The 24,339-nt window shown below is 64.9% G+C and carries 23 protein-coding genes, 1 tRNA gene and 1 pseudogene; 6 read left to right on the top strand and 19 right to left on the bottom strand.

Going from position 1 to position 24,339, the window contains the following annotated elements:
- Nucleotides 1-78 precede the first annotated feature (78 nt).
- Complete coding sequence (locus B2527_RS17255; protein WP_293716569.1) at nucleotides 79-1,671, bottom strand: mechanosensitive ion channel family protein; 1,593 nt, start codon at nucleotides 1,669-1,671, stop codon at nucleotides 79-81.
- 442 nt (nucleotides 1,672-2,113) lie between these two features.
- On the opposite strand from B2527_RS17255, the gene B2527_RS17250 reads away from it, so the two are divergent.
- Nucleotides 2,114-3,322, top strand: a complete 1,209-nt coding sequence (locus B2527_RS17250; RefSeq protein ID WP_293716567.1) for an NnrS family protein — start codon at nucleotides 2,114-2,116, stop codon at nucleotides 3,320-3,322.
- Nucleotides 3,323-3,336: 14 nt separating this feature from the next.
- On the opposite strand, the gene B2527_RS17245 is transcribed toward B2527_RS17250, so the two are convergent.
- From B2527_RS17245 to B2527_RS17195, 11 genes are read right to left on the bottom strand one after another with little or no spacing between them, the layout of a single operon-like run.
- On the bottom strand, nucleotides 3,337-4,002 hold the full coding sequence (locus B2527_RS17245; RefSeq protein ID WP_293716565.1) for a sulfate/molybdate ABC transporter ATP-binding protein: 666 nt from the start codon (nucleotides 4,000-4,002) through the stop codon (nucleotides 3,337-3,339).
- Nucleotides 3,992-4,675, bottom strand: a complete 684-nt coding sequence (gene modB / locus B2527_RS17240) for a molybdate ABC transporter permease subunit (protein ID WP_293716616.1) — start codon at nucleotides 4,673-4,675, stop codon at nucleotides 3,992-3,994. The genes B2527_RS17245 and modB overlap by 11 nt, the downstream gene beginning before the upstream one ends.
- A gap of 2 nt (nucleotides 4,676-4,677) precedes the next feature.
- Nucleotides 4,678-5,418, bottom strand: coding sequence for a molybdate ABC transporter substrate-binding protein (gene modA / locus B2527_RS17235; protein WP_293716563.1), 741 nt, complete (start codon nucleotides 5,416-5,418; stop codon nucleotides 4,678-4,680).
- A 21-nt stretch (nucleotides 5,419-5,439) separates the two neighbouring features.
- Nucleotides 5,440-6,216, bottom strand: a complete 777-nt coding sequence (locus tag B2527_RS17230) for a helix-turn-helix domain-containing protein (RefSeq protein ID WP_197606663.1) — start codon at nucleotides 6,214-6,216, stop codon at nucleotides 5,440-5,442.
- Nucleotides 6,217-6,223: 7 nt separating this feature from the next.
- A complete protein-coding gene (locus B2527_RS17225) occupies nucleotides 6,224-7,435 on the bottom strand; it encodes a coproporphyrinogen III oxidase (RefSeq protein ID WP_293716556.1) in 1,212 nt (403 codons plus the stop codon).
- A 44-nt stretch (nucleotides 7,436-7,479) separates the two neighbouring features.
- Nucleotides 7,480-8,811 (bottom strand): MFS transporter, encoded by a 1,332-nt coding sequence (locus tag B2527_RS17220; RefSeq protein ID WP_293716554.1) that lies wholly within the window; start codon nucleotides 8,809-8,811, stop codon nucleotides 7,480-7,482.
- A gap of 23 nt (nucleotides 8,812-8,834) precedes the next feature.
- Nucleotides 8,835-9,725, bottom strand: coding sequence for a peptidylprolyl isomerase (locus B2527_RS17215; RefSeq protein WP_293716552.1), 891 nt, complete (start codon nucleotides 9,723-9,725; stop codon nucleotides 8,835-8,837).
- A 3-nt stretch (nucleotides 9,726-9,728) separates the two neighbouring features.
- The gene (narI, locus tag B2527_RS17210) at nucleotides 9,729-10,433 is read right to left on the bottom strand and encodes a respiratory nitrate reductase subunit gamma (protein ID WP_293716550.1); all 705 of its coding nucleotides are present in this window, start codon (nucleotides 10,431-10,433) and stop codon (nucleotides 9,729-9,731) included.
- The gene (gene narJ, locus B2527_RS17205; protein ID WP_293716548.1) at nucleotides 10,430-11,110 is read right to left on the bottom strand and encodes a nitrate reductase molybdenum cofactor assembly chaperone; all 681 of its coding nucleotides are present in this window, start codon (nucleotides 11,108-11,110) and stop codon (nucleotides 10,430-10,432) included. The genes narI and narJ overlap by 4 nt, the downstream gene beginning before the upstream one ends.
- Complete coding sequence (gene narH / locus B2527_RS17200) at nucleotides 11,107-12,651, bottom strand: nitrate reductase subunit beta (protein ID WP_293716546.1); 1,545 nt, start codon at nucleotides 12,649-12,651, stop codon at nucleotides 11,107-11,109. Before narH ends, narJ begins: the two co-directional genes overlap by 4 nt.
- On the bottom strand, nucleotides 12,651-15,902 hold the full coding sequence (locus tag B2527_RS17195; RefSeq protein ID WP_293716544.1) for a nitrate reductase subunit alpha: 3,252 nt from the start codon (nucleotides 15,900-15,902) through the stop codon (nucleotides 12,651-12,653). Before B2527_RS17195 ends, narH begins: the two co-directional genes overlap by 1 nt.
- Nucleotides 15,903-15,981: 79 nt before the next feature.
- On the opposite strand from B2527_RS17195, the pseudogene B2527_RS17190 reads away from it, so the two are divergent.
- The 3 genes and pseudogenes from B2527_RS17190 (at nucleotide 15,982) to B2527_RS17180 (ending at nucleotide 16,976) form a co-directional block, all read left to right on the top strand.
- A pseudogene (locus B2527_RS17190) lies at nucleotides 15,982-16,296 on the top strand (DUF1153 domain-containing protein).
- Nucleotides 16,296-16,673 (top strand): hypothetical protein, encoded by a 378-nt coding sequence (locus B2527_RS17185; protein WP_293716540.1) that lies wholly within the window; start codon nucleotides 16,296-16,298, stop codon nucleotides 16,671-16,673. Before B2527_RS17190 ends, B2527_RS17185 begins: the two are co-directional and overlap by 1 nt.
- Before the next feature lie 6 nt (nucleotides 16,674-16,679).
- Nucleotides 16,680-16,976 (top strand): DDE-type integrase/transposase/recombinase, encoded by a 297-nt coding sequence (locus tag B2527_RS17180; RefSeq protein WP_343124769.1) that lies wholly within the window; start codon nucleotides 16,680-16,682, stop codon nucleotides 16,974-16,976.
- A gap of 423 nt (nucleotides 16,977-17,399) precedes the next feature.
- On the opposite strand, the gene B2527_RS17175 is transcribed toward B2527_RS17180, so the two are convergent.
- The 5 genes from B2527_RS17175 to birA form a co-directional block, all read right to left on the bottom strand.
- Nucleotides 17,400-18,296, bottom strand: coding sequence for a tyrosine-type recombinase/integrase (locus tag B2527_RS17175; RefSeq protein ID WP_343124768.1), 897 nt, complete (start codon nucleotides 18,294-18,296; stop codon nucleotides 17,400-17,402).
- A gap of 142 nt (nucleotides 18,297-18,438) precedes the next feature.
- Nucleotides 18,439-18,514 (bottom strand) — tRNA-Thr (locus B2527_RS17170).
- A gap of 102 nt (nucleotides 18,515-18,616) precedes the next feature.
- On the bottom strand, nucleotides 18,617-19,405 hold the full coding sequence (locus B2527_RS17165; RefSeq protein ID WP_293716538.1) for an SPOR domain-containing protein: 789 nt from the start codon (nucleotides 19,403-19,405) through the stop codon (nucleotides 18,617-18,619).
- 9 nt (nucleotides 19,406-19,414) lie between these two features.
- Nucleotides 19,415-20,152: a type III pantothenate kinase gene (locus B2527_RS17160; RefSeq protein ID WP_293716536.1), complete on the bottom strand. Its 738-nt coding sequence runs from the start codon at nucleotides 20,150-20,152 to the stop codon at nucleotides 19,415-19,417.
- Nucleotides 20,149-21,114, bottom strand: a complete 966-nt coding sequence (birA, locus tag B2527_RS17155; RefSeq protein WP_293716534.1) for a bifunctional biotin--[acetyl-CoA-carboxylase] ligase/biotin operon repressor BirA — start codon at nucleotides 21,112-21,114, stop codon at nucleotides 20,149-20,151. The genes B2527_RS17160 and birA overlap by 4 nt, the downstream gene beginning before the upstream one ends.
- 125 nt (nucleotides 21,115-21,239) lie before the next feature.
- Here birA and B2527_RS17150 point away from each other — a divergent pair, with 125 nt between their 5' ends.
- Both B2527_RS17150 and B2527_RS17145 read left to right on the top strand, forming a co-directional pair.
- A complete protein-coding gene (locus B2527_RS17150) occupies nucleotides 21,240-21,527 on the top strand; it encodes a hypothetical protein (RefSeq protein ID WP_293716532.1) in 288 nt (95 codons plus the stop codon).
- The gene (locus tag B2527_RS17145; RefSeq protein WP_293716530.1) at nucleotides 21,494-22,282 is read left to right on the top strand and encodes a zinc-dependent peptidase; all 789 of its coding nucleotides are present in this window, start codon (nucleotides 21,494-21,496) and stop codon (nucleotides 22,280-22,282) included. The genes B2527_RS17150 and B2527_RS17145 overlap by 34 nt, the downstream gene beginning before the upstream one ends.
- Before the next feature lie 189 nt (nucleotides 22,283-22,471).
- Here the strand turns inward: B2527_RS17145 and B2527_RS17140 are convergent, their stop codons facing one another.
- The gene (locus tag B2527_RS17140; RefSeq protein ID WP_293716528.1) at nucleotides 22,472-23,899 is read right to left on the bottom strand and encodes an ATP-binding protein; all 1,428 of its coding nucleotides are present in this window, start codon (nucleotides 23,897-23,899) and stop codon (nucleotides 22,472-22,474) included.
- Nucleotides 23,900-23,922: 23 nt separating this feature from the next.
- On the bottom strand, nucleotides 23,923-24,339 hold a 417-nt coding region (locus B2527_RS17135; RefSeq protein ID WP_293716527.1), incomplete at its 5' end, for a winged helix-turn-helix domain-containing protein.

The raw sequence follows: 24,339 nt of genomic DNA, 5'->3' as shown, positions 1-24,339 counted from the left end.
GATCAGGGCCAGCGTAGCGGGGCGACATTGCAGCCGTGCACGCGGCCGCGTTCAGTGCCTGCGGACCCCGCACGCAGCTCACGACAGGGGCGGCTTGGGGTCCCAGTTGTCGGGCGTAACGATCTTGGGCAGTTCGGGGTCGGCGATGTAGTTGGGCGACATGATCTGTACCCCGGCCGCATTGAAGGCATCCTGGATGTTGGCGTGCAGCGCGCTGAGTATCTCCGCACGCAGCGGCAGTTCAACGATGTGTACGCGCAGCACATAGGCTACGTAGAAGTCGTTGAGCGCGGTCTGCAACACGTAGGCAGGCGGCACGTGCTGCACATGCCCGGTCCTGCCAGCCGCGTCCAGCAGCAGCCGATGCACCTGCCGCCACGGCGTGTCATAGCCGATGGTCACGCCGGTTTCCAGCCACATGCCGGCCGCCTGCGGGTCGCGCGAATAGTTCAGCAGCTTGCCGCTGAGCACATGCATGTTGGGCAGGCTGACCTCCACCCCGGTGAGGGTGCGGATGCGGGTGGTGAACAAACCGATCTGTATCACCTGCCCTTCCACCTCCGCCACCTTGACCAGGTCGCCGACCGACATCGTCCTTGAATACAGCAGGGTGAAGCCCGCCGCTGCCTGGCCGACGATGCTCGATCCGCCCAGCGAGATCATCACGCCGAGCAGCACCGTCAGGCCCTTGAACGCATCACTGCCCGAGCCGGGCAGATAGGGATAGGCCATCACCAGCGCAAACAGCCAGATGCCCGCGACGATCAGTTTGCGGCTGGGTTCGGCCAGTTGGCGGTCGATGCCGAACAGCTGGAAACGCCCATGCTGCACGCCCCGGAACAGGATGCCGATGATCTGGCTGGCCAAGCGTGCCAGCAGGAAAATGATCAGCGCCGTCACCAGCCCCGGGATCGCCGCCACACCCGCCCACAACCAGGCTTTGGCCTGGGCAGCGAGCCATAACGTCATCGTCGTTGCCCACGGCTGGGTGTAGTCGAACTGGTGGAATACATAGCGCAGCCATTCCTCGGCAAGCACCAGCACCGCTACCAGCAACAGCGCACGCGACATCCAGTCGGCCAGCGCATTGGCCCCATGCAGCATCTGCCGTACCGGCACGCTACGCAGCGTCCCCGCCTTTTTACCCACCCAGGCCAGCATCGCCGCCCGCAGCCGGCGAGCCAGCCAGGCCATCAGCCAGACCAGTGCGGCGGCCAGCACCGTGGCCACAAGGCTGTGCAGCACGCCCCGGAGCACCCGCCCCGGCGCACGCTCGCGCTCGGCGGCGGCGACCGCCTCGCCAAGCCGGCTGCGCACCTCCTCGCGCACCTGGACCAGACTCTGGCCCTGCGCGGTATCCACATCGGCCGGCGTGATGAGGGTGACGACCTCCCCGCCGAGCAGCAGGATCGCACCGGCAGCGGTGTCGTTGAAGGTCACGCCGGGCATGCCCGGCTCATCGACGATGCGTTTGATGTTGAATTCGGCAACCTGCGCACGCTGCAGGGGCGAGCGCCCCATGAAGGCACTGCGGAAGGTCAGGATGTCACGGTTGTAAAAGCGCACCGTCGCCGGGGCCTGCGCCTGGGCGGTGCTTTCTTCGGTCACAGCCAGCACCGGCGCAGGTGCAAGCAGCAGCGAGGCGCACAGCACAAGCAGCAGCCATGCCATCAAGGTGAACCCCCGTGCCAGTGGTGCTGTTTCGAGGCTGCTCCGGAACATCTTTCTGCTTCCCCGCAAGAAGAGATGACTTGCCGCTGGCGTGTTGCGTCGACCCGCCGCCAATCAGCTGCCTTGGCGGTAGCAAGCCAGGCCGGCTGCGTGCGTGCTCCATCATCGCACCGCGGCAGGCGGATTGGCTGCCATCGCGATCTGGCCACTGCGTCCAGGCGTGCACCACACTCGCCCGCAGCAACGTAGCCCGGGTAAGCGCAGCGCACCCGGGAAGAACGGTCCAGCCATCCGTATCCGCGCCAACCGCCCCGGGTGCGCTGCGCTTACCCGGGCTACAACCAGCCATTGATCTGGCGATGCTTGCCGCGGCTTTCTGCTGATGTTGCTGGCCTTGATATTGGTCAGTACCGGCGGCGACGGAAGTGTGGATACTCGCTGCGTGGACACTTCCAGGCCCCGCGTGCAGCTGTTCAATGCGCCACACCGGCTGCTGTTCTTCATCGGTGTCTGCAATCTCGGTCTGGCGATGGCTTGGTGGGCGCTCTGGCTGGCCGGCTTGCAGCTGGGCAGCCCCCTGCCCGTACCCGCCGTGCCACCGGCCTGGCTGCACGGACTGTGGATGCAGTACCTGGTGCTGCCCAGTTTCATCTTCGGGTTCCTGTTGACCGTGTTCCCGCGCTGGATGGGATTACCGGCGCTGTCGCGGTGGCAGTACGCCGGGGTCGGCAGTGGCCTGTTCGGCGCGCAGATGGCGCTGTTGGCCGCCAGCCTTGGATGGCAACCCGGGGTGAGGCTGGCCCTGTTGCTGGCGGTGCTCGGGTGGTCATTCGGTCTTGTGGTTCTTGGCCGACTATTGCTGCAGGAAAAAGGCCGCACCTGGCATGCATGGTCCTGCTGGGCTGCATTGCTCTTGGGCTGGATCGGCCTGCTGGCCTTCGCTGCTGCGGCGGCAGGCGCGGATATCCGCTGGCAGGCACTGAGTGTGTCGGTCGGAACCTTCGGACTGTTGCTGCCGATCTACGCCAGCGTCGCCCATCGCATGTTCCCGTTCTTCGCCGGCAATGTGGTGCCGGGCTACCAGGCATGGCGGCCACCGCATTGGCTGGCGATCATGTGGACGTTATGCCTGCTGCATCTGTTCGGGGAAAACCTGCAGCAGCTACTGGTCATGCTGCTGGCCGATGCCGGCTTGCTGCTGTTGTCGCTGTACTCGCTATGGCGCTGGTGGCCACGTGGTCCCAAGCCGGCCTTGCTGGCGGTGTTGTTCTACGGCTTGGCGTGGTGGCCGCTGGCGATGCTGCTGTACCTGCTGCAGGACATAGCCCCGCTTGCCGGCCATACCGGCTGGCTGGAACGCGCGCCGCTGCATGCCTTGGCGATGGGCCTGTTCGGCAGCCTGCTGGTGGCGATGGTCACCCGTGTGACCCAGGGCCACTCCGGGCGTGCGCTGGTAGTACCGATGGTCGCCTGGATTGCCCTGCTCGGCCTGCAGCTGGTTGCCGTGCTGCGCATCCTGGCGCCGCTACTGGATGATCCCTGGCGTTGGCATGCCGTCGCCGCCGCAGGCTGGCTGCTGGTGCTTGCACCGTGGTTGCTGCGACTGGGGTGGATCTACTGGCGCCCACGTGCGGATGGCAAGCCGGACTAAGCGTTGCCTGGCGATCAGACCTGCACGCGGCCGTCGGCCAGATGCACCACCTGCTGGCCGAACATGTCCACGTCCTCCGGATCATGGCTGATCAGCAGCAGTGGGATGCCAGTCTGGTCCAGCACCGTTTCGAGTTCCTGGCGCAGATGCGCACGCAGAGCGTGGTCGAGTGCGGCGAACGGCTCATCCAGCAGCAGCGCCTGCGGCTGGGTCACCAGCGCCCGTGCCAACGCGGTGCGCTGACGTTGGCCGCCGGAGATCTGCGACGGCAGCAGGTCACCAAGGTGATCGATGCGGAACGCCTGCAACCATTGCTCGACCGCATCGATACGACGGCTCCGCGGCGGATTCAACAGGCCTCGCTGCAGGCCAAAACCCACGTTCTGCCGCACCGTGAGGTGCGGGAACAAGGCGTAGTCCTGGAACACATAGCCGATGCGGCGCCGTTGTGGTGACAGATTGATGTCGGCAGCCGCGTCGAACAGTGCTTGCCCGTGCATGCGGATCACACCGGCGTCCGGCCGCAGCAATCCAGCCACTGCCTTCAAGGTCAAACTTTTTCCCGCACCAGACGGGCCGAACAACACCACGTTGGGCTGCGTGCAGCGCAAGGCCGCCTGCAGCTGGAACTGCTGCCCCGCGGCCTGCAGCTTGCGTTGGATATCCAGCTCAAGCCACATTGCGCGTCCCCTCCTGCCGCCGCCCCACCAATCGTGCGGCAAGCAGTAGCACGCTGATGCAGACCAGCGAGGACAGCAGCACCAAGGCGTTGGCGCGACCGTCATTGCCGGCCTGCACCGCCTCGTAGATGGCGATGGACAAGGTCTGGGTGCGCCCGGGAATACTGCCAGCGACCATGATGGTGGCGCCGAACTCACCCATCGCACGGGCAAACGCCAGCAGCAGGCCGGCAAGAATGCCGCGCCATGCCAGCGGCAAGGTCACCCGGAAGAACAGCGCCAACTCGGACACACCCAAGGTGCGCGCGGCCTGTTCCAGCTGCCCGTCGACATCCTCGAAGGCCGCACGCGCCGGCTTGAATACCAGCGGAAACGAAGCCACCGCTGCGGCGATCACCGCCGCCTGCCAGGTGAACACCAGGTTGATGCCGAAGCTGCTCTCCAGCCATGCGCCAAGCGGCCCCTTGCTGCCGATCAGCACCAGCAGGTAATAGCCCAGCACCGTTGGCGGCAGCACCATCGGCAAGGTGAATACCGTGTCCAGCAGCTCACGGCCGGGAAAGCGCCGCCGCGCCAGCAAGGCACCAAATCCGACACCGAGCACGAGATTGATCGCGGTCGCCCAGCCGGCCACCTTCAGCGACAACCACAACGCGCTCCAGTCCAGATCCACCATCAAGGGCTGCCGAAGCCGTGCCTGTGCAGGATGGCCTGGCCCTGCGCCGAGCGCACGAAGGCGATGAAGCGCTTGGCTTCGGCGGCATTGCGGCTGGTCTTCACCATCGCCAGCGGATACGCGATGCCACCAGCAACCGGCACCTGGAATGCACGCTGCACGCGCTCGCTCATCGCCTGCGCGTCGGTGGCGTAGACGAAACCAGCATCCACTTCACCGCGCGCCACATAGTCCAATGACTGGCGCACGTTCTGGGTGCTGATCATCTTGGCCTGCATCGCCGGCCACACACCGGCCTGCTGCAGCGCGCCGCGTGCGTAGCGGCCGACCGGCACGCTGTCGGGGTTGCCGATGGCAACGCGCTTCACATCGGCCCTGGCCAGTGCCGCCAACGTGGTCGGCTTGTTGCTGGCCTGCGGCGGCACTACCACCCACAGGCTGTTCTGCGCGAACACGTGCTCGGTCGTTGGATCAATCAGGCCTTCGGTGTTGGCCTGCGCCATCGTGGCCTGGTCGGCCGAGGCCAGCACATCGACCGGCGCGCCGCGTGCGATCTGCTGCAGCAAGGTGCCAGAGGCGGCAAAATTCAGGTCGACCTTCGTGCCCGGATTGGCCTTCTCGTACGCGCTGGATATCTCGCGGAAACTCTCGGTCAGGCTGGAAGCCGCCGAGACCGTCAGGTCAGCCGCGCCTGCCGGCAGTGTGGCGGCCAGCAACAACAACGCCCACAGCTTGTTCATGCATGCATCCTCGGTTGGGCGTCACTCGCTTGCGTCATCGGTGGCCGCCATCAGCGCCAGGCGCTCCGGTTGCAGCAGGATGATCTCGCGCTGCTTCACCGCGATGACTTCTTCGTCGCTCAAGCGGCGCAGCACCCGGCTGGCGGTTTCCGGGGCCATGCGCAGGTAGTTGGCGATCTCGGTGCGGGTCATGGTCAGGTTGAAGCGGTGTGCGGAAAATCCACGCCGCGCGTAGCGGTTGGAGATATCCAGCAGGAATGCGGCCATGCGCTCCTCGGTGCGGTAGTTGGCCGCCAGCAAGGCGGCCTTGCCGATCTCGGCGCTGAGCAGGCTGAACAGCTTGGCCTGCAAGCCGGGCATGCGACTGGCCAACATGCTGATGCGCGGAAACGAGATGCGGCACAGATGCACGGTATCCAGCGCCACCGCATTGCAGGGATAGCGCGAACCGTGGATGGCATTCAGACCGATCACTTCGCCCGGCAGCGAGAAACCCAGCACCTGTTCATTGCCCAGGCTGTCGTCGACAAAGGTCTTGACCATGCCCGCACGCACCGCAGCGATTGCATCGAAGGGTTCGCCCGCGCGGAAGATGTAGTCACCGGCGTGGTACGGCCCGACGTGGTCGACCATCACGTGCAGCTCGTTCAGTGCGGTCTTGTCATAGCCCTGCGAGCTGCAGGCATCGGAGAACGCACAGGTCGTGCAGAAATGCAGCGCGTCACCGTCGCCGGCAGCGGCTGGATTCGGCGTCGCGGTGCCCAGGGGGCCGCGCGGTGGGGGTGTAGGTGACGTCATTCCGTTTTCAAGCAACAGCGGCCAAGGGGCGGAAGCACGCTGCGATCATACGCCACAGCAGCTCACCTTCGTTCTGGATCAACAGCATGTCGCCGTCCCGGCGCAGCCAGCCGCGTTCGATGAACATGGCGACACGGCTCCACGCGTGCTCGAAACAGGCATCGAAGGGCTGCGCGTTGCGCCACTCGAAGGCGCGCATGTCCAGCGCGTGATCGCAGGCCAGGCTCTGCACCACCTCATCGGTCATACGTTCATGCTCGGAAAGAATAAGCCCGGACGATATGCCCGGCTGCCCAACTACCAGGCAGGCGCGCCAGCTGCGTGGCTCCGGTGCGATGCGGCAGATCACATCGCCGATCTGGCTGCAGGCGCCGACACCAATACCGAGCAGGTCATGGCGCTCGCGCCGGGGGACCCCGAGCAGGTCGCAATGGCGCTGGCCATCACCGTTGCGCAGCGGCATTGGCAGGTCCGGCCGCTGGTAGTGGTCGCCGCCCAACGGCAGATAGCCGGCCGCCCGCAGCAGCCGCCACGCCTGCAGCCAGTCCGCCGGCAACGGATATTCGGGCAGCAAGGCAGGCGATGGCAGGATGATGCGTTCGGGTGCCAGCTCCAGCACGCGCTGCAGCCGTTGCAGGAACGACACATCGGCGTAGCAGGGCACGCGCAGCTGGTAGTAACACGCGGTGAACCCGGCCTGCTGGGCCTGAGCCAGCATCGCCGGGCCATCGACGCCGGCGTGATCGATCACTGTCATCCGGGTACAACCGACCCCCCGCAATGACGCTGGTACCACATCGCTGGCCGCATCCAGCCGCACTTCGACCTGCGGCCGGGCAATGGTGCACAGCTGCTCCGGCACCGCATCCAGCAGGCGGCCCAGCAGGGCGGGCGGCAGGTGCTCGACGATACCCGGCTGCAGCACCATGGCTGCCACTTCGCGGTCGCTGGCCAGCATGTTGGCATGCAGGCGCAGGCATACCAGCAGCGCATCCAGCACGTTCTCCGCCGGCTCCGGGTCATGGGCCGGTGCGCAGAAACCCAGGGTCAACGCACGCGGAATCAGATGCTCGTTGCTGGCCTGCATGGCCGCACGCCAGCCGGCTTCGGCAAAGCCGGGGCTCAGCTCCGCCGGCGCCGGGAACAACACGTGCGCGGGTTGCTGCAGCAGTGCGACATGCAATGTGGCGTCATCCATCCCGGCGGTCTCTACTGACATGCCTGCATCCTCGCGCAGCGACCGCCGGGTTTCCCTGATCTGGATCAAGCGCGGCGCTGTTTCTCCACCGCGCGGGCATCGATGGCTTCGGGCAGGTCGGTCTCGCGATCGAGCTGCGGGAAGTTGCGACGCTCCATCCGGCGGATGGCGAAGTGCATCCAGGTCAAGGAAATGCTGACCAGCACGAACAGCAGCATGAAGCAGCTGCTCCAGATGCCGAGCGCATCATTCAGGGCGCCAAAAACGATGGGCAGGATGAAGCCACCGAGCCCGCCGATCATGCCGACCACGCCGCCCACCGAACCCACGTGCTGGGGGTAGTAGACCGGGATGTGCTTGTAGACTGCGGCCTTGCCCAGCGACATGAAGAAGCCGAGCACGAACACCAGCACGGTGAACAGGGTCACGCTGATCGCCAGGTGGAAGCTGATCTCGCCGTGTATGCCCTGCACGGTATAACGCGTATCTGGATAGGCCAGGATGAAGGTACAGATCGACGACACCCCCAGCGTCCAGTACATCACCCGCCGCGCACCGATACGGTCGGACAGCCACCCGCCCACCACCCGGAACAGGCTGGCCGGTATCGAGTAACACGCCGCCAGCACGCCGGCCGTGCCGACGTCCATGCCATAGGCGCCGACCAGATAGTGCGGCAGCCACAGTGCCAACGCGACGAAGCCGCCGAACACGAAGAAGTAGTACAGCGAGAAGCGCCACACCTGCAGGTTTTTCAGCGGTGCCATCTGTTCGGCGAAGGACATCGGCTTGACGCCGCTGCGGCGGCGGTCCTCCAGCGAGGGATCTTCCTTGCTGAACAGATAAAACAGGATGGCGGTGACCGCCAGGCCAACGGCCCACAGCTTGGCCACCATCATCCAGCCCGAGGCCACCATCACCAGCGGCGCCAGCAGCTTGGTGATCGCCGAGCCGATGTTGCCGGCACCGAAGATGCCCAATGCGGTACCCTGCTTCTCCGGCGGAAACCACTTGGACACATAGGTGACGCCGACCGAGAAGTTGCCACCGGCAATGCCGACGAACAGCGCCGCCAGCAGGAACTGCGGGTAGGTCTGCGCATAGGTCAGCAGCCAGGTCGCCGCCGCGCCGCACAGCATCACCAGGGTCATCACCTTGCGGCCGCCGAACTGGTCGGACCAGATGCCGAGGAAGACGCGGATCACCGAGCCGGTCAATACCGGGGTGGCTATCAGCAGACCAAACTGGGTGTCGTTCAAGCCCAGCTGCTCGCTGATCTGGATGCCGATGATGGCGAAGATCATCCACACCGCGAAACACACGGTGAAGGCGAAGGTACTCAGCCATAGCGCACGTTGTTGTTCGCCGCTGCTGACGTTCTGTAGATTCTGGCTCATTGCCGCTCCTGGGGGATTACGTCTTACTCGGCCTGTGCTTCGATGTCTTCCAGCCCGCGCACGGGGTAGCGTTCGCGCAGCTCCAGCAGGAACTGCTGCACGTCGCGCTGGCGCACCTGCAGTTCGAGGTAGTCGCTGATCTGCGGCTGCACCTGCTCGAAAGTGAGTGCTTCACCTGCTTCCAGCGCGTCAACGCTGACCACGTGGTAGCCCCAGCGCGATTCCACCGGAAAGCCGGCCAAGCCTTGCCGTAGGCGGAACACCTGGCGATCGAACTCCGGCGTGGTCTGGCCGCGTTGCAGCCAACCCAGCTCGCCGCCTTCGCTGCTGGACGGGCACTGCGAATGGCGCGCGGCCAGATCGACGAACAGGTGCGGCTGATCCAGCAGTTCGGCAATCAGCTGCTCGGCCTGGGTGCGCGCCTTCAGCCGGCCGGCGATATCGTCAGCCGGTGCCGCCAGCAGGATGTGGCGTACACGGATGCGGTCCGGTGAGCGGAAGCGCTCGGGGTTCTGCGCGAAGTAACGCCGGCAGTCGTCCTCGCTTGGCACCCGGTCTTCCAGCGTCTGTTCGATCAGTTGCTGGATGCGCGCTTCCTCGCTGGTTTCCTGGCCGACGCCGGAGGCATCGGCCAGGCCAAGCCGCTCGGCTTCCAGCCGCAGCAACTCGCGCACCACCAGCGCACGCGCCGCATCGGCACGCGACTGCTCCGGGCGCATCGCCCGGTGGTATTGCATCTCGCGGGCGATATCGGCCTCGCTGATCGGTGTGTCCTGCACGTACAGGCTGCACGGTGCCGGTTGGCCAAGGCTGCGCGGGCCGTCATCGGCGTCGTGATGGTGGCCGGCCTCGGCCGGCACCGGCGTCTGCGAATCGATGACGGTGATGGGAAGAATGCGTGGCAGGCTGCCCATGGCTTACTCCCTCGGGCCGTAGCGCAGCGTGGCCTGGCGACGACGCACCACCTGATGAGGCCGCCACAGGTAACTGATCGGCACGCTCCACACATGCACCAGGCGGGTGAACGGGGCGATCAGTACCAGCGTCAGGCCGAGGAAGATGTGCGCCTTGTAGACCCAATGCACGCCTTCGACGTAATCGGCGGCACCGGCACGGAAGGTGACGATGTGCTGCGCCCACTCGGCCAGCATCACCATCACCCCGCCGTCCAGGTGTCCGGCGGAGACCTTGATGCTGTACAGGCCGAGGCAGAGCTGGGCGAACAGCAGCACCAGCACCAGCGTGTCACCGAAGCTGCCAATCGCGCGCACCCGCGCATTGGTCAGGCGACGCACCAGCAGGATGGTGATGCCGACGAAGCACAGCGCGCCGAAGAAGCCACCCACCACCATCGCCAGCAACTGCTTCTGCGAGGAAGTGATGAAAGGCTCGTACAGCGCATGCGGGGTCAGCAGGCCGACGAAGTGACCACCGAGGATGGCGATGATGCCGATGTGGAAGCAGTTGCTGCCAAAGCGCATGCCGCGGTCGGACAGCAACTGGGTGGAGCCGGTACGCCAGCTGTACATGGCCTTGTCATAGCGCGCCCAGCTGCCGATCAACAGCACCGCCACCGCGATGTAGGGATAGAACTGGAAGGCGAACTGATTGAGGTAATTCATGGCTGGATCTCCCGCGGCTGCGCGCGTGCCGGTGAACGATGGGGTGGATCGCAATCCTGCGAAGGTGCATCGGTGCCAAAGCGCACCGCTTCCTCTTCCCACAGGCGGTCCATGGCTTCGACGGTGTCGTCGCGCACTTCTTCGCTGGCCCGCTGGCGCAGCACGGCCAGGTTGACCTTGCCCTCGCCCGCCTCGACCAGGATCTCCAGCAGCACCGCATGCGGCAACTGCCGCTCGGCCGCGCGCGCGGCGAGCATGCCGGCGATGTGGCCGATGTGGTGCAGCCAGTCCTTTGCCTCGGCCTGCGGCCGGTGCGAGAGGTATTCCAGCAGCAGCGGCAGATAGTCCGGCAGCTCGCGCGCATCCAGCTCGAAACCGTTCTTGCGATAGGCATCGATCAGGTCGACCATGGCCTGGCCGCGATCACGCGACTCGCCATGGATGTGTTCGAACACCAGCAGGCTCATCGAGCGGCCACGGTCGAACGTGGCCAGCCAGCGGTCCTGCGCGTCCAGCGGGTCGGTGGCGAGCAGGTCACGGACGAAGGCCTGCAACTGCCTGCGACGGGCCGGCGACAGTGCCGGATCGTCGCAGGCCTCAAGCAGCTCCTCGCCATGCTGCCAAAGCTCATCACGCGGATAGTCCAGCAATACGCCAATCAGCTTGAGCACACTCATTTCACCACCTCATGCCGGTGCTGGCGGTTGGGATGCACCGCGAAGGTGGTGCTCTTGCGCTGGGTGAACAGATCGGCCGGGCTGTCGCCGTTGCAGCCATTGCCGAAGGTGAAACCGCAGCCGCCACGTTCGCCGAAGGCGTCGTTGGCGTACTCACGATGGGCGCTCGGAATGACGAAACGGTCCTCGTAGTTGGCGATGGCCAGGTAGCGGTACATCTCTTCCACCTGCGCCGGGGTCAGCCCCACCTGTTCGAGCACGCGCATGTCTTCCACGCCATCCACGTTCTTGGCGCGGCGCCAGGCACGCATCGCCATCAACCGCTCAAGTGCGCGGATGACCGGCGCTTCATCACCGGCAGTCAGCAGGTTTGCCAGGTAACGCACCGGGATGCGCAACGAAGCGATATCCGGCAGCTCGCCGCTCATGCCGACGTGGCCACGTTCGGCCGCCGACTGGATCGGCGACAACGGCGGCACGTACCAGACCATTGGCAAGGTTCGGTATTCCGGGTGCAGCGGCAGCGCCAGCTTCCAGTCGATGGCCAGCTTGTAGACCGGCGACAGCTTGGCCGACTCCAGCCAGCTGTCGGGAATGCCTTCGGCACGTGCGGCGGCGATCACCGCCGGGTCGAACGGGTCCAGGAAGATGTCCAGGTGCGACTGGTACAGGTCCTTCTCCGCCGCCACCGATGCGGCCTCGGCAATGCGGTCGGCGTCGTACAGCATAACTCCGAGGTAGCGGATGCGGCCCACGCAGGTTTCCGAGCACACGGTGGGCTCGCCCATCTCGATGCGCGGGTAGCAGAAGATGCACTTCTCGGATTTGCCGCTCTTCCAGTTGTAATAGATCTTCTTGTACGGGCAGGCCGACACGCACATGCGCCAACCACGGCACTTGTCCTGGTCGATCAGCACGATGCCGTCTTCCTCGCGCTTGTAGATCGCGCCGGAGGGGCACGCCGAAACGCAGGCCGGGTTGAGGCAGTGCTCGCACAGCCGCGGCAGGTACATCATGAAGGTCTTCTCGAAGGCGCCGTAGATCTCCCTCTGCACCTTGTCGAAGTTGTAATCGCGCGAACGCTTGGAGAACTCGCTGCCGAGGATTTCCTCCCAGTTCGGACCCCACTCGATCTTCTCCATGCGCTGGCCGGTCAGCAGCGAGCGTGGACGCGCGGTCGGCTGGTGCTTCAGCTCAGGCGCGTCATGCAGGTGCTGGTAATCGAAGTCGAACGGCTCGTAGTAGTCGTCGATCTGCGGCAGATCGGGGTTGGAGAAGATCTTGGCCAGCATGCGCCAGCGACCACCGGCGCGCGGCACCAGCTTGCCGCTGCCGTTGCGCACCCAACCGCCGTTCCACTTCTCCTGGTTTTCCCATTCCTTGGGATAACCGATGCCGGGCTTGGTCTCGACGTTGTTGAACCAGGCGTACTCCACGCCTTCGCGCGAGGTCCACACGTTCTTGCAGGTGATCGAGCAGGTGTGGCAGCCGATGCACTTGTCCAGGTTCAACACCATCGCAATCTGGGCACGTACTTTCATCACACCACCTCCCGTGCGGCGCCCGAGGTATTCGAGTTTGATTGCTCGTCATCCAGCCAATCGATCTTGTCCATCTTGCGCACGATCACGAACTCATCGCGGTTGGTACCGCAGGTACCGTAGTAGTTGAAGCCCCAGGCCAGCTGCGCGTAGCCGCCGATCATGTGGGTAGGCTTGAGCACGATGCGGGTCACCGAGTTGTGGATGCCGCCGCGGGTGCCGGAGATCTCCGAACCCGGCACATTGATGATGCGTTCCTGGGCGTGGTACATCATCGCCATCCCCGGCATCACCCGCTGGCTGACCACCGCGCGCGCGGCGATCGCACCGTTGACGTTGAACAGCTCGATCCAGTCGTTGTCCTCGATGCCGGCATTGCGCGCATCGTCCTCGCTCAACCAGACGATGGGACCGCCACGCGACAGCGTCTGCATGATCAGGTTGTCGCTGTAGGTGCTGTGGATGCCCCACTTCTGGTGCGGGGTGATCCAGTTCAGCACGATCTCCTTGTTGCCGTTCTGGCGCTTGTTGAGCAGCGGCTCCACCGTGCGTGTGTTGACCGGCGGCCGGTAGCTCATGAAGGCCTCACCGAAGTCGATCATCCACTCGTGGTCCTGGTAGAACTGTTGGCGGCCGGTGACGGTGCGCCAGGGAATCAGCTCGTGCACATTGGTGTAGCCGGCGTTGTAGCTGACGTTGTCGTCTTCCAGTCCGGACCAGATCGGCGAGGAGATGATCTTGCGCGGCTGCGCCTGGATGTCACGGAAGCGGATCGCCTCGTGTTCCTTGCCCACCGCCAGATGCGTGTGCTCGCGGCCGGTGAAGGTGCCCAGCGATTCCCAGGCCTTGACCGCGACATGGCCATTGGTTTCCGGTGCCAGGTGCAGGATCACTTCACAGGCGTCGATGGCGGTATCAATCGCCGGCCGGCCCTGGCTGATGCCTTCGTCCAGCACGGTGTGGTTGAGCTTGCCGAGGAATTCCACCTCGTGCTTGGTATCCCAGCTCATGCCCTTGCCGCCGTTGCCGAGCTTGTCCAGCAGCGGACCCAGCGAGGTGAACTTGCGGTAGAGGTTGGGATAGTCGCGCTCGACCACCGCCATGCTCGGCATGGTCTTGCCGGGAATGGCCTCGCACTGGCCCTTCTTCCAGTCAGCCACGCCGAACGGCATGCCCAGTTCGTTGGGCGTGTCGTGCAGGGTCGGTACCAGCACCAGATCCTTCTCGACACCGAGCACGCCCGGTGCCATGTCGCTGAGTGTGCGCGCGACACCCTTGAAGATTTCCCAGTCACTGCGTGATTCCCAGGCCGGATCCACCGCCTTGGACAGCGGGTGGATGAAGGGATGCATATCCGAGGTATTCAGGTCGTCCTTCTCGTACCAGGTGGCGGTCGGCAGCACGATGTCCGAGTACAGCGCGGTGGTGCACATGCGGAAATCCAGCGTCACCAGCAGGTCGAGCTTGCCTTCCGGGGCTTCGTCACGCCACTTCACGTCCTCGGGCTTGAGCGCGCCCATCTCGCCCAGGTCCTTGCCCTGCAGGCCATGACGGGTGCCAAGCAGATGCCGCAGCATGTACTCGTGGCCCTTGCCGGAGGAACCGAGCAGGTTGGAGCGCCAGATGAACATCATCCGCGGGTGATTCTGCGCGGCATCCGGATCGGCGAAGGCGAAGTCCAGCGAACCGTCCTTGAACTTGGACAGCGCGTAGTCGGCCGGTGCGATGCCGGCCTGTTCGGCCTCGCGCACCAGCTGCAGCGGATTGCGGTCCAGCTGCGGTGCGCTCGGCAGCCAGCCCATGCGCACCGCGCGCAGGTTGAGGTCGGCCAGGCTGCCGCTGTACTTGGAGGCATCGGCCAGTGGCGACAGCAGTTCGTCCACCTGCAGCTTCTCGTAACGCCACTGCCCGGTGTTGAAGTAGAAGAACGAGGTGCCGTTCATCTGCCGCGGCGGGCGGCTCCAGTCCAGGCCGAAGGCCAGCGGCTGCCAGCCGGTCTGCGGACGCAGCTTTTCCTGGCCCACGTAATGCGCCCAGCCACCACCGGTCTGACCAACACAACCGCACATGACCAGCATGTTGATCAGGCCGCGGTAGTTCATGTCGTTGTGGAACCAGTGGTTCATGCCGGCGCCGACGATGATCATGCTGCGACCATGGGTCTTGTCGGCGGTGCGGGCGAACTCACGGGCGATCTCGATCACCTCGGCGCGTGACACGCCGGTGATGCGCTCCTGCCAGGCAGGCGTGCCCGGCACGTTGTCATCGAAGCTCTTGGCGACATTGCCGCCGCCGAAGCCGCGATCAACACCGTACTGTGCAAGCAGCAGGTCGTAGACCGTGGCCACCAGCGCTTCCCCACCATCAGCCAGCTGCAGGCGACGCAGCGGGATGTTGCGCTCCAGCACTTCTTCGGCCGGTGCGGCGGTCCAGCCGTCGCTCTCGATGCCGCCGAAGTACGGGAAGCTCACTGCCTCGATGCCGTCGTGGATGTCGGCCAGACTCAGGCGCAGGCGCGTGTCATGGCCATCGCTGGCTTTCTCCTCGATGTTCCACTTGCCCTTCTCGCCCCAACGGAAGCCGACCGAGCCATTCGGCACGGTGATATCACCGCTGTTCTCGTCGAACGCCAGTGTCTTCCATTCCGGGTTGTTGCCTTCACCAAGGCCGCCCAGCTCACTGGCGCGCAGGAAGTGACCCGGCACCAGACGGCCATCGGCACGGCGCTCGATGCGCACCAGCATCGGCATGTCCGAGTACTGGCGGCAGTAGTCCTGGAAGTACTGCGAGGGCGTATCGACGTGGAACTCGCGCAGGATCACATGGCCGAAGGCGAATGCCAGCGCGGCATCGGTGCCCTGCTTGGGATGCAGCCAATGGTCGGTGAGCTTGGCCAGTTCGGAATAGTCGGGGCAGATCGCCACCGTCTTGGTGCCGTTGTAGCGCGCCTCGGTGAAGAAGTGCGCATCCGGCGTACGCGTCTGCGGCACGTTCGAGCCCCAGGCGATGATGTAACGGCTGTTGTACCAATCGGCCGATTCCGGCACGTCGGTCTGCTCGCCCCACACCTGCGGCGAGGCCGGCGGCAGATCGCAATACCAGTCGTAGAAGGAAAGACAGGCACCACCGAGCAGCGACAGATAGCGCGCACCGGCGGCGTAGGACACCATCGACATCGCCGGGATCGGCGAGAAGCCGACAATGCGATCCGGGCCGTATTCCTTGGTGGTGTAGTCGATAGACTCGCTCACGCTTGAGTAGCCCAAAGAAGCCTTTGTAATGACCCACTGAGAACCTGCTCAGGTGTTGATTTCCCCGAAGGAGACATCGATGAGCGAAATTATGGAAGAAGAGATCAAGCGCTGGACCGCCCGACCCAAGTCGGCGCTGGTCCTTGAGATCATCCAGGGCAAGACGACGGCGGCTGCTGCAAGCCATCAATTGGACCTGACCCCAGCCGAGATCGAGAGCTGGGTTGAGGACGGCAAGCGCGGCATGGAGAACGCACTGCGGGCCAAGCCGGAGGATGCGCGCGAGCAATACGAACGCTAGCTCAAGAACCTGCAGGAAGCCTACGGCGAGGCGATGCTGGAGATCCGCGCGCGAAAAAAGCTGGCCTCCCTGCTGGGAAAGGACGAGAGCTGATGCGCTCGGTCCAGCAGGGCCTGAAGGACGAAGGTTTCTCGGTGCCGATGACCAAGGTGTGCCACTGGTTTGAGGTAGCCCGTCGCACGACGTACTACAAGCCAACCAGGTCGCCGGCCAAAGTGAAGCCGGAGTTGGCCGAGCCAATCAAGGAGATGATCGAGGCCGAACCGTCGTTCGGATATCGCACGGTCGCCGCACTGCTTGGCGTGAACAAGAACACGGCGCAGCGCATCTTCCAGCTCAAGGGGTGGCAGGTCCGCAAGCGGGCGTTGAGGCACCGGCCGAGGATCGAAGCCAAGGTCTCCCGTGCTGAACTTCCGGATCAGCGTTGGGCCACGGACCTATGCCGTGCATGGGGTGGCAAGGATGGCTGACTCCGCCTGGCGCTGGTTATCGACTGCAGCACGCGCCAGCTACCTGGCTGGCACCTGTCACGGACTGGTAAGGCCAGTACGGCTTCGGCCGCCCTGGAGCAAGCCCTGCTCACGCGCTATGGCACGCTGGGGCGAGTACGGGAGCCCTTCCTTCTTCGCTCCGACAACGGCCTGGTCTCCACCAGTCGCGACTACACCCGACTGGTGCGTAGTTACGGCTTGAAACAGGAGTTCATCACCCCGCACTGCCCACAGCAGAAGGGGATGATCGCCGCGGGGCGGCCATTGACTTTAGGCTGTTGAACTTCCGTTTTGGGTCGGTAGGGCCCTGCGCGACTACTGTCGCGCAGGGCGATCTAAGACATAAAAGTGGAGAGTCAGCCCACCAACTTTAGATGCGGCTGACCTTTCCCCTTCAACTCACCCAAGTAGTCTGCCCACGCCTGCATCATCTTCCTGCGCTCAGGCAAGTGTTCCGCTCGATTGTAGGCAGCTTTGATGGGGTTTCTTTCAGAGTGAGCAAGCTGTCTTTCGATCGCATCTGATGTCCATCCCATCTCATGAAGCAAAGTGGATGCCATGCTTCGGAAGCCATGCCCGATCATATCGTCAGTCCCGTAGCCCAGGACGAAGAGCTGCATTGACGGTGTTCTCGCTCATTGGATCCCTTGAACTCCGAACGGACGGAAACACGTAGCGTCCATTCCCCGTGACCGGTCGCAGTTCCTAAAGTACTGCAACTGCCTGCTTGGAAAGCGGAACAACGTGAGCTACCCCCATCTTCATTTTCGCTCCAGGGATGTTCCATTGCTTCGCAGCAAGATCGAACTCCTCCCATTCCGCCTTACGCAGCTCCCCCGGACGAGTGAAGACCAGGGGAGCAAAGCGGAGCGCACATTGCGTGACGAGCTGCCCCGTGTACCCATCAATTGCCCGCATCAGCTCACCAACCTTCGCCGGATCGGTGATTGACGCGTAGTGCCTATTCTTCGCCGTCTTCAAAGCACCACGAAGAGCACTGGTCGGGTCACGATCCAACCTTCCGGTGGCCACGGCGTAGCGAAAGACCTGCCCACAGATCTGGCGAAGACGTTGCGTGGACTCGATCTTTTCCTGAGCCTCTAATCTGCGCAGCACCGCCAATACCTCAGCAGTGCCAATCTCGTTGATCTGCCTCTTGCCCAACCAAGGAAAGGCATAGGTCTCAAGCATCCATGCTGCCTTCTCCCGCGTTGACTGCGCCAAGTCCCCCCGGGACTCGAGCCATTCCATGGCTATCGCCTGGAAGCGGGTATCCACTGACAGCTTGGACGTGAGCCTGCTCAATTGTTTGTGCTCGGAGGGATCACGTCCCGCACGAAGCTTCGCCCTAGCCTCATCCCGGGCTTCTCCAGCTTCCTTCAACGAAACCTCGGGGTACACCCCGATCGCAAGCAGTTTCTCCTTGCCATCCCAGCGGTACTTCATCCGCCAGTACCTGGCCCCGTTGGGCATCACGTGCGGGTAAAGGCCTGCCCCTGCCGCCAGCTTGTAGGGCTTGTCCTTGGCCTTCGCGTTGCGCGCGGCCATATCTGTCAATTGCTTAGCACCCATTGGGGGTACATCCTCCTTGCTGAACTCCATTTTTCGAAATGTACCCCCACTTGTACCCCCAACGTCGCTGGATGTACGTGGACAAGATCGGACCAAAGCACACAAAAAAGCCCGCAATTCTGCGGGCTTAGTATGAATTCTGGACTTGCTTGGACGCCATGGGATCAGGCGATGGTGCCGCTTATCCGAATCGAACGGATGACCTACTGTTTACAAGACAGTTGCTCTACCAACTGAGCTAAAGCGGCAATGGGTACTGCTTAGGTAGGAGACTGGCAGCTTGTGGCGGCAAGCCCGGCCTCCCTGCAGGCGGCGTTTCCGCTGCCTGCGCCCCGGGTGGGCGCGCCATTCTAGCGCAGCCGCGCGCAATCCAACGACTGTTGTTGCGCGGCGGCGCTGCGCTGTTTCGCCGTAGCCAGCCCGGCGGCGTCCTTGCTGGCCACGTCCAGCCACCAGACCGCAGCCCCCTCACCGCCATTGCTGCCCAACTTGGCCGGGAAGCCAGCGGCCGTCAGTGCCGCCAGACGGCGCTCGGCGCCCTCGCGGTTGCGGTACTGGCCCAAGGCCACGGCATTGGCCTCCTCGCCCTGGGAGACGATGAAATAGTCGTTGAAACCCGCCTCCACGATGCGTTTGGCGGTGGCCTGCGCTTCCTCACGGCTGGCGGCCGGAGGAATGAAGACGCGGTAGCTGCTGGCTGGCTTGCCCGGCACTTCACGCAGGCGGCTGCGTACGACTGCGCCAGCCAGTGCCGACAGCGCGGCCTGGGCTTGGGCCTGGGCCGCGAACGGGCCAAAGCTGGCGCATTGCTCGGCCACGGCTGGGGTGGGAACCGCAGCTGCAGCCGGAACAGGTTCGGCAGGCTTGGGCTCGGCGGCGGCTGGCGCCGCCGGCTTGGCCGGCTCGGCCGTTGGCGGCACGGCAGCGGCTGTTGCCAGCGCTGGCGCTTGCTCCGGCACCACCGTGGTTGCCGGCGCAACAGGTGCTGCCGTCGTGGGTGAGGGCAATACCTCCAGGCTGGCCACGCCCGGTTCGGCGCGCACGGGTTCGACTGCCGGCTCGGCACGCGGCAGCATCCACCACAAGGCCACGCCCACGTTGAGGATGGCGAGGATGACGATCAGGAAACGGGTCAGCATGGCGTGATCCTACCGTTCACAGCCACATTGGTGCAGCGCCCAGCGTGCCAATCCGTCGAGCACCAGCGCCGGCCGGTAGTCGGCGGCGGGGATCAACGGCAACAGCGGCAGCGCGCCGCCACCATGAACCACCAGCGTTGGCGCGGTGCCAAGCAGCGCCGTGGCCTGGCACAGACTGCGCTCCACCAACGCCACCGCCGCGCCATCACAGCCGGAAGCCAGCGCATCGTCGGTGTCGTTGGCGAATTCGGCATAGTCACCGCCGGTGGCCGGCAGCTGCACGGCACGCGCATGCAAGGCCTCGCGCATCACCGTCGGCGAGGCGCCGATGCGGCCCCCCCGGTGCAGGCCGTCGGCATCGAGCAGATCGATGGTCAGGGCCGTGCCCACGCCAACCACCAGCACGGCCTGCTGCGCTGGCGCGACCGCCAGCAGCCCCAGGAAGCGATCAACGCCAAACTTTTCCGGGCGTGCATAGGCCACGCGCACCCCGCCGCATTCCGGCAGCGTGTGCGCGACGCGCACCTGGGCGAAACGACCGCCCAGCACCTCCATCACCTGCCTAGTCAGTGCCGCCGAGGCCACGCTGGCCACCCAGGCGGTATCGCCGCGCGGCAACGCGTCCAGCGCGGGTGCGTCCATCGCCTCGGCACCATGGGCCCATGCCTGCACGCTGCCGGCGCGCTCGCCCTGCAGCGGTGCAAACTTGAAGCGCGAATTCCCCAGATCAAACAACCAATCGCTCATGCCGCCCTCACGCTGACTTCCCCGGCATGGAAACAGGTTTCCCGCCCTTCGATAAGCACCTTCAGTGCGCCGTCCTCAGCCAGCCCACAGGCCAGGCCTTCATGCCAGGTGCCGGCATCTTCCACCCGCACGGTGCGCCCCTGCAGGACATCCATGCCCGCGTAACGGGGCAGGAACGGCGCCAACCCCTGCTGTTCAAACAGCGCCAGCGCCGGCAGCAATGCCGACAACAGTGCGGCAACCACCTGGTTGCGCGACAGTTGCTGGCCCGCCAGCGTATCCAGATCGGTCCAGGGCTGGGTGATTTCCTCGGCTGCGGCAGTCGGCATGCGCACGTTCAAGCCCAGGCCGATCACTGCCCGGGCCGGGCCGGCAAACTCGCCACCGCCCTCCACCAGCAACCCTCCCAACTTGTGCCCGTCCACCACCACATCGTTCGGCCACTTCAGGCCGGCCTGGCGGAAGCCCAGGCCATGCAGGGCCTCGACCACCGCCACGCCTACCGCCAGGCTCAGCCCGCCCATCCGCGACAGGCCACCGCCGAAACCACGCGACAGTGATACATAGATGTGCGCGGCCAGCGGCGAGGCCCAATGCCGGCCTCGTCGGCCGCGGCCGCCGGTCTGGCGCTCGGCCAGCAGCACGTCCACACCGCGCCCAGAGGTGCTGCGTCGCAGCAATTCGGTATTGGTGGAGGCCACGGTCCAGGCAACTTCCAACGCATTGAGCTGGTCCTGCACCGTCGCGGAAAGACCCTCGCGGATCTGCCGCGGATCCAGCAGGTCCAATGGCTGGGCCAGCGAGTAGCCATCACCGGCGCGCCCCTGGATATCCACCCCGGCAGCGCGAAGTCCTTGAATTCGCTTCCAAACCGCGGCCCGGGTGACCCCCAGTTCCCGCGCCAGCGCGTCGCCGGACAAAGCCCCGGCACTCAGCTTGGCCAGTAGTTGGCGGTCATCCACAGCGCGTTCCTCAGATACAGACGGCGAAATTATGCGTTATGCCCCGCAAGCCGCGCATGGGCAGGCCCAATTCAGCCAGTAAAGCAGGCTATGATCGGGAACTCACCCGCTCTTGGATGTTGTCGATGCGCCACCTCGCACATTGCCTGATCCTATTGCTGGCCCCGGTTGCAGCGCAGGCTTCGGACGCGCTCGGCGGTGCTGGCCAGAGCGGCTGCAGCTACGCGCCGGCGGAAGTGGAGCGGGTGGCCGCACCGGCTGCGTCGGTGGGCATCGCCAACACCCCGGCACCGGCCCTGCCGGCCTCCAAGCCGGTACAGCCGCGCGCCGCAGGTGGCGGCAGCGATGACGAGCTGATCCCGCGCCTGCGCGCGCCCAAGTGGCACCGCTACCTGCCCGGGATGTTCCGCTGATCCAGTCGTTGTTGCGCTGGTTCCAGCGCAAGCCTGTCCCCATCGATGACGCCCTCTGGCAGCAGGCCTGCAGGCAATGCCCGTGGCTGGCTGCGCTGGGCACCGAGCGGGAAGCGCGCCTGCGTCGGCTGGTGGGCATCTTCCTGCAGCGCAAGACCATCACCCCGGTTGCCGGACTGGCGCTGGATGACAGCCAGCGCCTGATGCTGGCGGCGCTGTGCTGCCTGCCGCTGATCGAGTTCGGTGCAGAAGGCCTGCATGGCTGGTCGGAGCTGGTGGTCTATCCCGAGGCCTTCCGCGTGCGCCGCGACCATGTGGATGCGGCCGGGGTGCTGCACCAATGGGATGATGAGCTGATCGGCGAATCCTGGGACAGCGGCCCACTGATCCTGTCCTGGGCCGACGTGCAGGCCGACATCGCCGATCCGCATGCTGGCTTCTGCGTGGCGGTACATGAGATGGCGCACAAGATCGATGCGCTGGATGGCGCCATCGACGGCACCCCACCGCTGCCGCGCGACTGGCAGCGGCAATGGGCGACGGATTTCCAGCAGGCCTATGACGCGTTCTGCGCGCAGGTGGATGCTGGGCTTGAGACGGTGATTGATCCCTATGCGGCGGAGGCGCCGGAGGAATTCTTCGCGGTGGTCAGCGAATATCACTTCTCGGCACCGGAACTGCTTGTGCAGGCCATGCCGGCGGTGGCCGGGCATCTGCGGCGGTTCTATGGACCGGTTGAAGCTGCGCTGCGGTAGCGCTGAAGCAGGATCAACAGCCAACCCCTCCCCGGCCCTCCCCTTGGCTACGCCAAAGGGAGGGAGCAAAGCGCCTGCACTGCCCCCGCCCTTGCGCGCGCACTGCGTAGGGGAGGGGTTGGCCGTTGCCGTCAGCTCACACACGCGCCGCAGGCGAACAAGCTGCTGAAGCGATCAGCCAATGCCGAATCAGATACCCGGCGGCAGGGTCACTTCAAAGCGGGCACCGCCCAGCTCTTCCGAACGTTTGACGTGCAACTGGCCACGGTAGGCCTTGATCAGGTCCTGCACGATCGACAGGCCGATGCCATGGCCCTGCACGCGCTCGTCGCCACGCACGCCACGCTGCAGCACCTTGGCGATGTTGTCCTCGGCAATGCCCGGGCCATCATCGTCCACCGCCAGCTCCAGGCCGGCACGCTTGCCCTGCCCACCCAGCACCGGCCGGGCCGTCAGCAATACGCGTCGGTTGGCCCACTTGAAGGCGTTCTCCAGCAGATTGCCCAGCAGCTCCTGCAGGTCACCCGGCTCGCCGTAGAAACTGACGCCCGGCTCCAGCTCGAACTCACAGAACACACCCTTGGCCGCGTAGACCTTCTCCAGCCCGCGCACGATCTCCTCCGCGGTAGCCTCGATAGGCACCGGCGCGGAGAACAGCTTGTGGCCGGAGGACGCCGCGCGTGCCAACTGGTAGGACACCAGGTTGTTCATGCGCTGCAGCTGCACCCCTACTTCCTCACGCAGTTCCGCCTCGTTGCTGGCGCCGCTTTCCAGCTGGGTGCGCAGCACCGCCAATGGCGTCTTCAGGCTGTGCGCCAGGTCGGCCAGGGTATTGCGCTGACGCTCCAGGTTCTCGCGCTCGCTCTCGATGAAGGCATTGATGCTTTCGGTCAGCGGTTCCAGTTCGCGCGGGTGCATCTCGCTCATGCGATCGCGCTCACCGCGCTGCACCTTGGTCAGTTCGTTGATCACGCGCTTGAGTGGACGCAGGCTCCATTGCAGCACCAGGGTCTGCAGCAGCAGCAGGATCAGGCCGGTGACACCCAACCAGAACCACACCGCACCACGAAAGCTGCGCAGCTGCATGCCGAGCGCGCGCGAATCCTCAAGCACGTAGATGGTGTACGGCACTTCCGATTCGGGACCGCCGTCGCCGCCCCAGACCAGGCCCATGCCATAGCGGTAGACCTCGCCTTCGGAGCCGTCGATCTGGGTCATGCGCAGCGGCCCTTCGAAGACCTCTTCGCGCGGGCTCAGCATATGATTGCTGACGTCCGGCAACATCGGCCCTTCGGCTGACATCGAGTTGGCCACGTGACCGGGCATCACCACCTGCAGGTACAGCCCATTGCCGGGGATGTCGAAGCGTGGATCCGGCGGCTGTTCGCGGATGTACAGCGAGCCGTCACGGGTGAAATCGATGCCACCGGCATAGGCGGTGGCGTAGTTCTTCAGGCGCTCGCTGAGGTTGTCACGCGCGGTCTGGCCAAAGGCCGCATCCAGCGCGTAACCGGCCAAGGCCAGGAAGGCCACCAGGCCCACCGACGCCGCCAACAGCTGGCGGGCCTGCAAGGAGCGGGGCCGCCAACGCTTCAATAGCCACTGACGGCCCTTCATCACGCTCTACCCCTTGGCGGGGCTCAGCCCTCGTTGCGCGGAATCGCGAAGCGGTAGCCGCGGCCACGCACGGTTTCGATCGGCTTGAGTTCGCCGTCCGGGTCCAGCTTCTTGCGCAGGCGGCCGATGAACACTTCCAGCACGTTGGAGTCGCGGTCGAAATCCTGCTGGTAGATGTGCTCGGTCAGGTCGGCCTTGGAGACCAGCTCACCGGCGTGCATCATCAGGTATTCCAGCACCTTGTACTCATAGCTGGTGAGGTCGACATTGCTGCCGCCCACGCTCACGGTCTGTGCGGCCAGATCCAGCGCCACCGGGCCACATTCCAGGGTCGGCTTGGACCAGCCAGCGGCGCGGCGCAGCAGCGCGTTGACGCGGGCCAGCAGCTCTTCGACATGGAACGGCTTGACCAGGTAGTCATCGGCGCCCTGCTTCAGGCC

The sequence above is a fragment of the Stenotrophomonas sp. UBA7606 genome, assembly GCF_002477705.1.
Taxonomy (GTDB): Bacteria; Pseudomonadota; Gammaproteobacteria; order Xanthomonadales; family Xanthomonadaceae; genus Stenotrophomonas.
Note: the sequence above shows the minus strand (reverse complement) of the source record. Positions and strands in the feature narration are given on the sequence as shown.